Here is a 13570-nt window from a genome sequence, read left to right on the forward strand (position 1 = left end):
TCGCTCAGAGCCTCAACACGGTTATAGACTCGTCATTGAAGATTTCGCCGTTGTCTCGGAAGCCGAAGCTCTCATAAAGCTTCTTGGCAGCAAAGTTATCGGGTTTATAAGGAATCCAGCAATAATTCGCTGGCCCCGCGGGGAAGGTGTGGACAAATTCCAGAATCTTATGCATGGCTTTCCGGCCGTAGCCCCGGTTCTGGTATTGCTTATCCAACATCAGCCGCATCATGCAGTAGTTGTTAACCGCCAGTGACGGTTCATCGTATCCGGTGATGCCGTAAGTCAACATAACAAAACCGACCGGCAGCTCATCCGCATAAATAGCAAACGGAAACGGATGTCCCCCGTTGGTGGCCAGGACATAACACGAAGCCACGCTTGACAAATTGGACGCAACAAAACGGCGCTGATCCTCGGAAACCTCCAAATTAATTATAGAGCGTCGGTTTTCCAGAGTGATTTTCCTGAGCGTAATCATGCAGGACTTCTCCCTTCATGGATCGTTTTGCGCCGCGGTCGCTTATATAACATATAACTTGCTCATAAAAAGAAATAGACTTATGTTGATTTTTTTTATAGACTAACATGTATCCATGACTTTTTTAGGGTTCTCCCTTATGCCGCGCGACGAAAACCCAACCGACCACATCCTTCCGTCAAAATTCCCCAGAATGGATCAACCCTGGCTAGCGCCACTCCTTGATTTCGAATATAAAACGAACCTCAGCCGCGCCCCTGCAATCAGAGCCAATAAGATCAACCACTGACCGGCGAGCAAGGCTCCATAACTCTGACCGGCCAGCATTTCGGAAGCAACTGCTCCGATCATTAGGATTCCAAGCGCTGCCGCTGCGTATAGCGTCAAGCGCGGCAAAGCCAACAGAATGGCGCCTGCGATTTCAACCAGTCCAACTACGACTCGACTCCAGTCGGGATAACCCAACTTGAGAAACATATCGACCATCTGTTCCGTACCCGCCAGCTTCTGAATTCCGCTCTGAACAAAAAATAACGAAGTCAGACCTACAACGCTCCATCCCGTAATGCGCATCCATTTTTTCAAAATAGATCTCCTCCTGACGAAGATATATAGTTAGAATTCTAACTATATGAATAAAAAAATTTGTTACTCCTTTGCGAGCAACCCGACCATTTTGACAAGGAGCGTTTTTAAAGATTCGAATTCGTCCGCCGTCATTCCCTCTTTAATCCGCTCTTCTACAACGGAAGTGAAGTGCTGTGTCTCTTCGGCCAGCTTCATGCCTGCGTCCGTTAAATAAACGAGTTTGTAACGCCCGTCTTTCGGATGATCCTTGCGGATGACCCATCCCTTGCTCGTCAGCCCGTTTAGCAGGCTGGTGACGCTTGGCCGTTCAATCATCAGAATCGGCTCCAATTGAGATGGCGAGATCCCCGGAAAATGACGGATAACGCCCAGCGCGCTCCACTGAGTATGGGTTAACCCCAGCGGTCTCAAGAGCTCCTCCACCTCTCTGCGAAGCGAAATATAGCCCGTTTTCACCAATCGACCTATCGGCCCCTTATCCCACTGCCAATTCTCGTGCTCTTCGTGCTCTTGCGCTTTAATCGCAGCTCACCCCGATAATTAGAATTCTAACTATATTATATTCGGAAAAGCGGAATTGTAAAGACTTGTTTCGTCGCTGTCTCCGGTACTACGTTGGACGCGGAGCCCCTGCTCAAATAGCTACAACGCTAATAAGTAGGGTGCGGAATATCGCTGCGCAAGCATGCCAACAGGAACACTTGATCGCCTATTGAATTAACGTTAAGATAAGGTTGTACAATTGAATCTTGGGTGGGCATGGTTTCCCTTCGAAAGGGGGTGAAGCCATGGAAATAAAAGATGCAATCCTCATCATGATTGCTTTTTCAACTTTTGTTATTGCTCTTTTAACGTACATCGCGAATAACTACAAGAGAAAGTAAAAACCCACCCTAAGGTTCACGGCCAAAGGTGGGCTTTTGTCCTTTTTTAACTTAGAAGGGGAACCCATCCAAGCCAATTGTATAGGCCGAGTGTTCTCAGCACTCGGTCTTTCTATTGCGATTTTAACATATGCGACAACGTATAAACAAGTGATTTGATACAGCCGTCACAATCCCCGTAAATATTTCTTCTTCGCTGTAAGACATCTAATCGCTCCAGCTATAAAATCATCTTTACTTTCCGGCCGAAGATTGGTTTTGTCCTTTTTTTGACTTAGAAGGTGAACCCCTCCAAGCTAATTGTATAGGCCGAGTGTTCACACCGGTCCAAATACCGGAGCCAATCGCGACTCGGAAAGCTGATCGCTTAAACCAAAATATTCACAGAAATTCATGATCATCGGATTCCATTTGGACGGATCAATATAATTAGGATGATCCCCCATCGTTAAAGCCTGCTCCACGTGAATTTTCTCAATATGGACCTCCAACGCGACTAAGGAGCTCGGCTCTTCGAATGGGTGTACCTTTACGAGCTTTGCCTCTAAGTGAACCGGACATTGCTGCACGCGAGGAGCCCTGACATCCCGCGACGGCAGCGGGGTCAATTGGGAGATGCCGAACTTATCCGGTTGGAATCGATAGCCCCTGGCTGCCTTGGATTCCGGGACCGGATTGCGGCCGGTCAATAAAGTGAGACTTTCGATCGCAGGAATCAAGTCGACGGACGGCAAGTTCAGCACGCATTCGCCCTCTCTGATCAGGTTCAAGACGGTCTGCGATTTGCTGCTTAGCCCGAGCATGCAAGAACGATTCAGCCACCAGGCCGAAGACATCGGAGCCAAATTCGGGGTGCCATCCTCGTTCATAGTACTGATAAGCACGACCGAAGTGCCAAAGTACAAGATTTTAGGTTCGATTTCGACATGCATTTTCTGGCTTACAACTCCTTCAGTGGGGTCAATGTGCACCTACTATACCACAAGCCGGCAGACGACTATGCGGTTTGGGAATGAGACAGCAAGAAATCGAAAGACCGCACGGACAGTTTTCAGTAACCGTCTTGTTTGCAAGCTGTTTAGCCCAAAGAGGGCCGCAACAGCCTGCCCTCTGGCAATCTGTCACAGCCCTCATACCCGTATGCAATAGTGCGATTACCTTTCAACGCTTACGCAAGATCGTTTGGCCAGCACTGCGCGCGTTAGGAACGAAATCATTAACAAGCTCATCAAAATCCACCATCCGACAGACTGGAACACATCTTCCGGAACAAATATCGTATATCCCATATAGCCTAAAAATAACGCAACTTGAACGATCTTAAACGATTGGGCATCCTTCTCGTTTCTTGACGCAACCAACCGTTCGTCCGTTTCTTGTATTACTCTGCTTTTAATCGTTTCACTGGAGTTTATTGTTTTGGAAAACCTCGTGAAATAAACAAGGGCAACGCTTAACGGGATGAGCGAAAGAGCAATCAGTCCCTTGTTGCTCGATACGGGATTGATTCCCGCCAGACTAAACGCTGTACCCGCAGCTAGAAGAATAACACCGACGATTAGTGCGGTTCTCATGATCAATTTCGCTTCCTTCGCGGCATTCCTCGTATCCATCTTTCATTCCTCCCAAAATAAATCGTTTAAATTCTTGTTCAACGCTTTGCATATAGCGATACACAGTTTAAGACTCGGATTGTAGTTGCCCGTTTCGATCAAATTGATCGTTTGCCTGGTTACACCTACGGTCTCGGCCAATTGTTCCTGCGACAAGTCGGCTTCCGTTCGGGCTATTTTCATTTTGATGTTTTTCAATCACTCCGAACTCCTTTCGCCTCCTCATTGTATAATAAACACGACAAAAAGTAAAATATATATTACAGTCAGATGATTGAAGGCCGCTAATCGTGAACATCAAAAAGGGCTGTAAAGGTCGTTTGCTTACGACCTCTTACAGCCCCCATACCCTCGTCTGACGCAGTTTCTTGGCTCTTATTCTTCTCTTGTTGCGGTTGGTCTGAAGTACAATCAATCACACCGTTGGTCCGTCTGCATTCACGATAGCTAAAATAGTGAGTAACAGAAGAAACACAACTGGAGGCATCGTTTTGCCAACCAAATCTTTGACCCTTAGGTGCGCGAGGAGTGCCCCAATTTCAGCAATATCACCAAGTTCATTACCGGATACGATTCGACCGATCAAGATTTTCAAGCTAGGTGGTCAACCTTTCTAACCCAAGTAAGCGAGCGCCTCTTAAACAACCAGCAAGACCCTACGAGTTAATGAGTGCTTGTTGGAAAAAATTTCTTTATTTGTAACATGGTTCTCAGTAACTCTAACAGCGAAATTTGATATTTTGTAAATCCCGATCTATGGCGTAAATATGGGGTTTAAGTGAAGCAAATATTTTATATGAAATACTTCCAAATAAAATATCCCGGCAAAAGGAACACTGCCGGGACGACCTCACTAATTATGAGTTGCCTCTAGTTTTTCAGTTAATGTTTGAATGATTTCTGTTGCAACTTGTTCTTGTAGTACATTATTTACCCACGAACGAGCCATAGATCTCCATAACTCATTTCCTCCGACAATTAACTTGTCAGCTACGTAGGGGACCCAGTCATGGTGGTTGGGCAGTGTCGTTGCTTGTGATGAAAAGTTAACCAACTGCGCGTGAGACCGATTCACGAAATTTGCGACATTCGGCCAACCTGCTAGTTCAAGATCATCAAATATCTGTCTCTCAGGAGCGTCATTTCCCGGTAGTAATAGGCACCCTGTTGCTTCGTCTTGGTCAGCATCTAAGAAAACTAATGTGGGACGTAGAAAGCGATTTTGAGAAACCATCAAACCCAAAGATTTTCCAACAGATGCAGAACCAAAAGAAACAATTGAGCATCTTGAAAGATACTCAAGTTGGTATTTTGCAATTATCTCTTCTAATAAAATCTTCGCAGTATCGTCCTCAACAAATAAGTCAAGTTCCGGATAGTTAGTTTCATCCATATTCGTCAAAGCAAATTCCGAACTTATTCCACTTACAACATTTTTTGATCCGTTATCATTAAAAACATAAACCCGTGCACTTACAGGAAGTTCATCTAAGATATACGGAGAGTGTGTTGTAATTATAAATTGGACTTTTTTCTCCCGCGAAATATCCGCAAGATCGCGAAGTAATCTTCTCTGTGCCCTTGGATGTAAAGAGGTCTCAACTTCATCGATAAGAACGATACTGTAGGGCGGAATATCTTGAGAAATCAGACCAGCAATCGTCGCTTCGCCCGCACCTTGGTGAAAACCAGAATACTCCACTCCATTAATCGAGACTACCGATACACTCCTGTTTGCATCTAAGTCCGTAAGCGATTGTCGTACACTACTATATGACTTTCCAACAATATTTGAAAATCGTCCACGTTGCTCGTCAGTGAATGGAAGTGAGGATGCTTCCCTTACAGATTTCTTCGCAAGCCTTGAATATCCCATTCTCGCATAGATAGGTTGAATCCTCCTAAGATCAAGGTATTCGACCTTGCGCTCTCTCCTTGTATCAAGACCTCTCCATCTTGTACCCGGTTTTCTTACAGAAGCCACCTGACTATTTGGACCTTCTTTAATTGAAGCTTTAATATCAATATCAGTGTTTTCTTCCCATGCAGTATCGGGGAAAAAATCAGAAGGATAAAGCTGTTGGTTTACAGATTTTCTAGGATCCTTATAAATGGAGGCTGCGCTTTGTAATATGGTACTCTTTCCGACTCCATTTTCTCCAACAATAGCAACAATCGGAAACTTAAAGTCAATCCGTTCAGCATTCCACCCACGGATTCCTTTTATCTCTAACCATTCTAGGTGTTTAGGGAAATCTCCCCTCTCCCACGTATTTTCTAATCTTCTTACCTCTCTACTGAGTTTCAAGATATATTCCCCTCCGAACGAAGTATTTATTGTAGACCATACCATAGGTAAAGAAGTTTTTTTGTCGAATTATGTAGCTTACACTTAAAAATACAATCAAATTTCGCCCTACTTATGATACGATTCACCTCGTTTGAGGCTTCAGCAACGAAAAGATCATATAACAAAGTCACGCTATTCTACTGGTTAATCCCTTTATGTATTATCTACTTCTCAGACCGAATAGATCAAGAATACTAACTTCCGTTTATCTCCTAAAAGCTTATTTTTTTATTTTGATGTTCTTGTGGGTTAAACCAACCAATCCTAGATTCAACATCAAGGCTAGGATTTAAATCTTTTCTATCGGTTATCCTTAAGTGATATTTCTTTATTGCTTTTTTTCTCACAGGAATAATATTACCATTTCTCATAAAACAAGTATTAAACTCAATCGGGGTTTGTTGCAGAAATTTCTTAAATATCCCTTTTAGGTCTCCCTCGCCAGTGTACGTTGCTGGTAAGAACTCGATATACGATAGTACTTTTAAGTTCACTACCTCGTTTTTATCCAATCGGCTCTCTACTTCCCGTTTTGTATTTAAAGCTGAAAGTCTATAGGGGCTGGGGTAAATATAAAATGAATAGCGAAGATTGTCCTCAAATACAATACTTAACACTAAGTTATTATCCTCATCGTTCAAGCTTCCTAGTACTATAGACTCAAATTGTTGAAAGTGTTCAATAGCTTCCGCCTTTGTTTTATACACAAGGTAGATGAATGGTTTAAGTTCTTCTTCATCAGTGTATCCGTATCCTATTGAGACGTGCTGATTCCCTCTCACTCTTTGAGGAAAAGGATTAACATGAACAATATTGTAAACAAAGATCATTTTTTCTATTAGATATCCTATTAAAGCAAATATGACCGCAACGGCTACAGTCACATATATAGGCAAAGTAAAAAAACTTATTAAAATTGAACCTGCTGCAACTATTCTATTCACAATTTTTATCTTGTTCTTGTGCCTTCCATTTATCTGGATTGGAAACATAATGCTACTCCTTTGTTTACGACCCCTGAAGAGTTATCCGCTACTTTACTGAGCTTCCAAGATTACTTCTGCGGGCCAGGCCCGGTGAATACAGTACTAGATGAAAGCGATCCCTTCATTTATTTAGCTAAATAACTCAACTTTCGCGGATCCAAAAACGGTTTGAGTCCGTGTAGCTATAAGGTTTACGATCAATCAAATAGATGGCTGTTAAAATAGAAAAAACACCGCTTCGTTTGGTAAGGTGAGAGTGTCGAGCAATCACTTCAAACCGAAGAGGTGTCTACCCTATGATAGCCCATCCATCCGAATTGAATCAACTGCCAAACGAATTAAAACCCGCATTTCAAGAATTAAAAGTCACACAACACTTGAAGCAAGCCGGATTCCGCAAGCGATTTGGACTCAGTTGCACCCATCTATTCCAGCTCGTCTTCGTCCTGTTGTTCCATCAAAAGAACTGGTTTCGTCTGCTTGAGAGCAGCAAGGGCGAATCGTTCCCTGGTAAGGATGCGGTTTATCGTTTTCTCAATCATTCCAGCTTTGCCTGGCGTCGCTTCTTGACGATGCTAAGCGTCGCCACCGTGCAGAAAGTCAACGCCCTTACGTCTGCCGCTCGGGATTCTGTCTTCATCATCGACGACTCCATGTTCGAACGCAACCGCAGCAAAGCCGTGGAGCTGCTCGCCAGGTTCAAAGATCATGCCACAGGCGCTTACTACAAAGGGCTGGTCCGACGGCCATACCTTCTTGCCAATGGATTTTGCGCTGCTTAGTTCGAGCAAAGCGGCAATTAACGGTATGAGCGAGCGTATCGACAAACGGACACACGGCTACAAGCGTCGGCAGGAAGCGCTTCAATCGGCCCCGCAGGTCGTGGCGTCCATGCTCGACCGCGCTTTAGCAGCCGGCGCGACCGCTTTCTGATCTTGGACAAGGAAACGTTTGTTGTCGTTCTTGACCATGCCAATGACGTCGAGCCCGCGGGCGATGACTTCGCCGATGAGAGGTGCGTGCGTGAACCAACTGTCCATCAGAACATGAGAAAGCTGTCGCTGAAGGAATTGTACACAGCGGCATCTCCTGTAGAAAGCAAGAAGCGCAGCATTCTCCGATCGATCCGAACGGAGCTGGCTTGCGGCATCCCGGTTCATGTGGTGTTCGTCTGTCATCGCTCAAAGAAGAACGAATGGCTCGCCGTGTTGACGACGGATCTGACCCTCTCCGTGGAGGAAATCATCCGTATTTACGCAATCCGTTGGGACATTGAAGTCTTTTTCAAATGTACCAAGTCGCTGCTTCGTTTGCAGAAGGAGTTTCAAGGCCGCTCCTACGATTTGCTGATCAGCCACACGACGATTGTGTTTTCACGCTATATTCTACTGGCCTGGCAGCATCGGCAAAGTACGGATGCGCGCACGCTCGGCGGTTTGTTTTATTTGCTATGCGACGAGGTCAGTACGCTGGATTGGACGGAGGCCCTACAACAACTGCTCAATCTCATTAGCGAAATCGCCACGAAGACAGGAAATTCGATTTCGGCAATGATTCAGCGTCAACTCCAGAATTGGATGGCTGGTTTGCCCAGTTATATCAAGGCTTGTCTGCCGATTTCATGCTGCGAAAGTTGAGGCATTAAGTACCTTAGTTACTTCCATGTCATTAACATCTTTTACATACTTAACTCCTGAATGACATGCATCAATTATTTTTACAGTTAATTTGAGACTTAAACCTTTTAATAAATCATCAACTTCACTGTTTTTATACGTTGTCCTATTTAACCAAGACGAATTATAATCACTTAGCACCAAGTGAAACTCTTCTTTGGAGAATAATCCATGACCAGTATAGTAGAAAAATACTTCATCGATGCTTTCCGAGTTACCTTTATGTTTTAATGTAAACTCCGCGAGTTTTTCCTTAACGTTATTACTCGTTGTATTATTAGCAAGGTATAGAATATCTTGAAATCTATCTGTATTCTGAACTAAATCATACACTAACTTCACATCATTTCGACAACCCGGTAGTGAATCAATTTCGTTATAATCACTTACCCCTAACAAAATTGCTAAATTCATGGTTAACCCCCAACTCTTTCAGACTTTATTTCCTATATATAACATCCTAACTGCTTATAGTTAAAAATAAAAGCAACCTTATAAATTAAACTTTCGTTGTTCTCAGCGATCCTCATCCCCAGTACATCCTTGTCGCCGTCCAGATCAATACCGATCACAATGTAAGTTGCTTTGTTCACGATGGCGCCATCCTGCTTCACTTTGAAGTGAATCGCGGCCAGGAAACACGACCGCACACACGCCTTACAGTGGACGTTTCTTCCATTCCTTAATTGCCTTTGATGTGCATGATGCAACATTTTTCATGACTTTACAAAATCGAACAGGGCTTCTCGTCTCACCGATCAGTCCCAGTTCTACCGTCAAGTCGATTGCACGTTCGTGATTTTAAGATCGTATGCCGATCTCTATAGAGCCCCAGCAGGATGCACCTTGCCGACTACCTGCCGGGGCAATCCTAAATCAAAAAAAGGCTAACCAGACAATTAAGCTGGCTAACCTTATATAATCATAATGTATTAAATTAATGTTAAGAGAAATGAATATTTCTGAGCAAATCAAAATCAGTTACATAAGGTGTAAAATCTCTATATTCTTGATTATTATTCTTTAAATGCTTTGAGTTTGCATGATAGCATCTTAATATATTCCTTTTGATACAGAAAAAATAAGGTTTTGCAACGAAATCTACAATATTTGCAATAAAAAGCTCATTTGCCTCATCACGAAGGTCATCGTGTTTAGTATAACGTTGCAATCGATACTCCTCGTCAGCCTTCTTACTTAGTGCTGAGGCTTTAAGTACTGCCAGTAAGCTTTTATGTTCATACGTCAATTGGGTTACGAAGTTTATATCATGTATTGCATCATCATGTTTTCCTATTGACATGTAAAGCAACGATTTCCATACGTTTAGCATAACTTTTAACTCATCATAAGCCACAAAATTTGATGCATGAACAAACTCTGTATTTATTTCGTTATAAATGGAGAATCTAGCCTTATCTTGAATCAAGTCTCCAAGAGTCTGGCGTAGAGCCATCAAATAATTGCCTGCGTAGAGCTTACTAATTGAATCGACATTATCCTCCATCCCTTGTTTGTTAGATAACAATTCTAGTGACATATTAAAGGACATAATTTCGTTCTTATTTATTATCGTTTTTAAACCAAAATTAAACGCAAATTCTTCCGGAATATCTTTGTCGTATAGTCTAAAAGCCCTACTCCGCTGTATTAACCTATTAAATTCCCCTCCTGGAATCCTCTTTTCTTCCAGCAGATAGCTTTTTAACAATGCATTAAGTAAGTATACTTGTTGTCCTTTAATAAATTCTTTATATACTACCGAATTTGAAATTAAATCCTCTAACACTTTCTGTAATTGCACTCGCTCTAAATTGGTAACCCCTATTAATTCATTTAATGATAGATGGCCGTATTCGGACACAGCTAAAGAGTACATTAGAACCAACTCATCAGGTCTAAGATTAAATAAGGTGGAGTCAAAGCAGTATGCTTTTAATGGCTTCTCACTTTCAACATTTCTTCTTTCTAAAATTTCATTTAGATTCCTTCCCCTATGCATTTGAGCTATAAAAAACTTAATATAGAGTGGATTACCGTTAGTCAATTCGTAGAATTCTGTAAATCTTAAACTAATTTCTCGTTCATCTACTTTCCCCTGTTCATTCTTATTTAATTCAAAAATAACATTATCTATATATTGCTTTGTAACATCTGTGCCAAATTGTTTAATTGGTACAAATTCTTGTACGCGTAAATCATGTCTAGAAGTTAGTAAAAACTTATGTCCATGTGGGGTGTCTTTTATAAAATCATTAATCTCGGACAAGTCCTCATCAGAGAACACTTCTAAGTTATCAAGCACAAACAGAAATTTATTCCCATTCAAAGCTTCGTTTACGTAGTTCAGTTTATCTTTGGTGCTCAAGCCTTTTATAAAGTTTAGATCATAGAAAACTAGTAGAATCTTATTATAAAGATCTTCAAGTGAATTAAACTCCCTATCTAGTTCTCTCCTCTCATCGAAATATATTCTTTGATCCTTTGCGCTGATCCAAATTACGTCATCAAAATCTCCTTTGCCAACTTCAATATCACTTTTTACTTGTTCAGCGATCTTATATGCAATTGACGTTTTACCAATCCCACCATCACCTGTCAACGATAATAGGTAATTTTTATGGTGATTTACCAATTTTGACATTATATCGGCCATTTCCTCTTTCCTGCCGAAAAATTCGTAATAAGGGGCCGTGGGAAATTTAGAATATTTATTGTATGTAGGGTCGAACTGAGGATTTTTTTCATTTAATTGCTGCGTTTTTTGAATTATCCGCTCTAATGTGACTAAATCTTTCGCTGTATCATTTGTAGATCCATTTCTATAGTATATGTTTCCTTTAATTAATTTCTCTCCTGCATCTTTTGTACAAATTATAGGACGTTTTTGATTGGTACTTATTTCGATCACTACGATGTACCTGTTCTCTACGTCAAGTTTTATCTTTTTAATCTTAAACTCGATTGGATGGCTAGTATAGCTACTTAGTAGTTGAATCCACTTAGCGTCATCTGTTGAAGTTTTAGAATCAACTCCAACGATCTCTTTATTCCCCGTTGCATCGTCTTTGATTCCACAAATAATATAACCTTGATTGATAATCGTTGAGTTAGCAAATGAAATTAAATCCTTTACAAAATCTGTTTTGCTCTTGAAATCTTGAATATCATAAAAAATCGTTTTAAAATCTAACAGAGAATGCTCATCATCTTTTAAGAGTCCTCTAAGAATTCTAACATCCATTCAAATCCCTCATTCCTTATTATGGATATGTAGTATTATTCTCCACCATTCTACAATTCCCCTCCTTTTATACTATATGATTCATCTATCGAGCATGCCATCCAGCCTACTCTCTTAGATATTCCGTCATAACACAAAGGTCCTAAGCCCTCATAACTACAATGTCCCAATTTTGTAGTTACTAACCGAAACAGGCTATACGTCAATTGTTTCTCTGTTGACTCTAATCCGCGATACGCAGATTAGAGCCAATGTCTTGAAAAACCTCTCTGGCTGCAATTAGCTTCTTAATAAATAGGCAATCTTGCCTTCGCTTCTGGAGTCACTATCGTCGCCCTCAATCCTGTTGTAAGTTAGCTACATATTATACTCTATCATCCATAAATCTGAAATTTGTTAGTTTCCTTATTACACTCCCTCTCTTGGGTGATGTGAAAAAATCACCTTCGGTCAAATATTATTAATCCAACATAAACTGGACTGCACACTGTCTAACACAAGGGAATGACTACAAGCCCCCCGTTCACTTAGTTTTTTATCGTAAGAACAACACGGTCCGTTGATTTTGAGTTGATTAGCTTTTTTGTTTCTCTATATATTGTTTATTCGTATGCTGAGCCGGAGTTTACTACCGCAACAATAGGTATTCCTGGCTCTCTGTCTGTAAATGGAGTCACGGAGGATACAAGCAAGCGTTTGATTGGCCTCATTCTGTAAGTACTTTCAGAAACCCCTTGTTGATTCTCTGTTGACTTCAGGGCACAAAAATACATCGCCTGAGCTCACAAGCCACTTGACGATGTATTTAACATCTACGTACTGCTCGGCTCTTACTTGTCACCGGTGGCAATGGGATTCTCCTCATAACTAATCCAATCACTCCAACTCCCCGCATACAGCTTGACGTTCTCGTACCCGGCCTCGTGAAGGGCAAGAACGTTCGGAGTGGCCGAGATGCCGGAGCCGCAGTAGACGATGATCTCGCCGCTCTGCGGCAGGTCGGAGAAGCGCTCGCGAAGCTGCTCCGGCGACTTCCAGGCTCCGTCCGCCTCCAGCGCGTCCTTCCAGAAATAGTTGGACGCTCCCGGAATATGCCCGGCTACCGGATCGAACGGCGCTTCGCGCCCCGCGAACTGGGCCGCGTCGCGAGAATCCACGAGCTTCGCCTCGCCACTGGCTGACGCTCGCCGCACCTCCTCCACGCCCGCGAGCCAACCGGCTCTCGGCGAGGGCACAAACTCCCGCGGAGCCGCGGCCGCAGCCGGCTCCGCCTCAACCGCACCCCCGGCGGCCGTCCAGGCCGAATAGCCGCCGTCCAACACCTGCACGCGCTCCGCTCCCAAATATCGGAGCACCCACCACAGCCTCGACGCGGCCGGCCCGTTGCCGTCCTCGTAGGCTACAACGGCCGTCTCGCGGTCGATGCCCAGCGAGCCGAACAGCGCTGCCAGCCGCTCCGGAGCTGGCAGCGGGCTTCGCCCTCCGTGCTCCTGCGCCGGATCGGTCAGATTCGCCTTGAAGTCGATAAATGCGGCGCCCGGCAAATGTCCCTTCGTATAAGCCTCCCGGCCATACGCCGGCTCCTTCGGATTAAACCGAACGTCCAGCAGCGCGATCCGCTCGCCGCTCTCCAACCTGTTCCTCAACTGCTCCACACTCACCACGTTAGTCGATGCCATTTTTCTCCACGCTCCTCCGCATTAATATATAAGTTGAACCAATACTCATTACATTCCGAAAGGGAAGGC

13 protein-coding genes and 2 pseudogenes are annotated in these 13570 nt (G+C 43.2%); 3 read left to right on the forward strand and 12 right to left on the reverse strand.

The features are described from left to right. Positions 1-4 precede the first annotated feature (4 nt). The 3 genes from ACFFT4_RS01885 to ACFFT4_RS01895 form a co-directional block, all read right to left on the reverse strand. Positions 5-481, reverse strand: a complete 477-nt coding sequence (locus tag ACFFT4_RS01885) for a GNAT family N-acetyltransferase (RefSeq protein WP_378044605.1) — start codon at positions 479-481, stop codon at positions 5-7. A gap of 198 nt (positions 482-679) precedes the next feature. After that, positions 680-1066 carry a DoxX family protein gene (locus tag ACFFT4_RS01890; RefSeq protein WP_378044607.1) on the reverse strand — a complete coding sequence of 129 codons (387 nt, stop codon included), beginning with the start codon at positions 1064-1066 and terminating at the stop codon, positions 680-682. A gap of 63 nt (positions 1067-1129) precedes the next feature. After that, positions 1130-1525 carry a MarR family winged helix-turn-helix transcriptional regulator gene (locus tag ACFFT4_RS01895; protein WP_378044743.1) on the reverse strand — a complete coding sequence of 132 codons (396 nt, stop codon included), beginning with the start codon at positions 1523-1525 and terminating at the stop codon, positions 1130-1132. Positions 1526-1857: 332 nt separating this feature from the next. Between ACFFT4_RS01895 and ACFFT4_RS01900 the strand changes: the two genes are divergently transcribed. Next, positions 1858-1953: a putative holin-like toxin gene (locus ACFFT4_RS01900; protein WP_311284003.1), complete on the forward strand. Its 96-nt coding sequence runs from the start codon at positions 1858-1860 to the stop codon at positions 1951-1953. Between the two features lie 317 nt (positions 1954-2270). Here ACFFT4_RS01900 and ACFFT4_RS01905 read toward each other — a convergent pair whose 3' ends face one another. The 5 genes from ACFFT4_RS01905 to ACFFT4_RS01925 all read right to left on the reverse strand — a co-directional run bounded on the left by ACFFT4_RS01905 (position 2271) and on the right by ACFFT4_RS01925 (position 6908). Continuing rightward, entirely contained in the window at positions 2271-2885 is a 615-nt protein-coding gene (locus ACFFT4_RS01905) for a flavin reductase family protein (protein ID WP_378044609.1), read from the reverse strand. A 222-nt stretch (positions 2886-3107) separates the two neighbouring features. Next, positions 3108-3566: a hypothetical protein gene (locus ACFFT4_RS01910; protein WP_378044610.1), complete on the reverse strand. Its 459-nt coding sequence runs from the start codon at positions 3564-3566 to the stop codon at positions 3108-3110. 3 nt (positions 3567-3569) lie between these two features. After that, positions 3570-3764 (reverse strand): helix-turn-helix transcriptional regulator, encoded by a 195-nt coding sequence (locus ACFFT4_RS01915; protein WP_378044612.1) that lies wholly within the window; start codon positions 3762-3764, stop codon positions 3570-3572. 655 nt (positions 3765-4419) lie between these two features. Continuing rightward, positions 4420-5874 carry an ATP-dependent nuclease gene (locus tag ACFFT4_RS01920; RefSeq protein ID WP_378044614.1) on the reverse strand — a complete coding sequence of 485 codons (1455 nt, stop codon included), beginning with the start codon at positions 5872-5874 and terminating at the stop codon, positions 4420-4422. Positions 5875-6128: 254 nt separating this feature from the next. After that, positions 6129-6908, reverse strand: a complete 780-nt coding sequence (locus ACFFT4_RS01925) for a hypothetical protein (protein WP_378044615.1) — start codon at positions 6906-6908, stop codon at positions 6129-6131. 290 nt (positions 6909-7198) lie between these two features. Between ACFFT4_RS01925 and ACFFT4_RS35400 the strand changes: the two are divergent. Both ACFFT4_RS35400 and ACFFT4_RS35405 read left to right on the forward strand, forming a co-directional pair. After that, positions 7199-7829 (forward strand): annotated as a pseudogene (locus ACFFT4_RS35400) (transposase); the annotation flags it as partial. Between the two features lie 119 nt (positions 7830-7948). Next, positions 7949-8539, forward strand: a complete 591-nt coding sequence (locus ACFFT4_RS35405) for an IS4 family transposase (RefSeq protein ID WP_512699934.1) — start codon at positions 7949-7951, stop codon at positions 8537-8539. On the opposite strand, the gene ACFFT4_RS01935 is transcribed toward ACFFT4_RS35405, so the two are convergent. The 4 genes and pseudogenes from ACFFT4_RS01935 to ACFFT4_RS01950 form a co-directional block, all read right to left on the reverse strand. Next, positions 8522-8992 (reverse strand): caspase family protein, encoded by a 471-nt coding sequence (locus tag ACFFT4_RS01935; RefSeq protein ID WP_378044616.1) that lies wholly within the window; start codon positions 8990-8992, stop codon positions 8522-8524. The two genes, ACFFT4_RS35405 and ACFFT4_RS01935, sit on opposite strands and share 18 nt — an antisense overlap. An 89-nt stretch (positions 8993-9081) precedes the next feature. Then, a pseudogene (locus ACFFT4_RS35370) lies at positions 9082-9268 on the reverse strand (transposase); the annotation flags it as partial. 253 nt (positions 9269-9521) lie between these two features. Further along, positions 9522-11822 carry an RNA-binding domain-containing protein gene (locus ACFFT4_RS01945; RefSeq protein WP_378044620.1) on the reverse strand — a complete coding sequence of 767 codons (2301 nt, stop codon included), beginning with the start codon at positions 11820-11822 and terminating at the stop codon, positions 9522-9524. Between the two features lie 830 nt (positions 11823-12652). Further along, complete coding sequence (locus ACFFT4_RS01950; protein WP_378044622.1) at positions 12653-13501, reverse strand: sulfurtransferase; 849 nt, start codon at positions 13499-13501, stop codon at positions 12653-12655. Positions 13502-13570 lie beyond the last annotated feature (69 nt).

It is taken from the genome of Cohnella cellulosilytica (genome assembly GCF_042431195.1).
Classification (GTDB): Bacteria; Bacillota; Bacilli; order Paenibacillales; family Paenibacillaceae; genus Cohnella; species Cohnella cellulosilytica.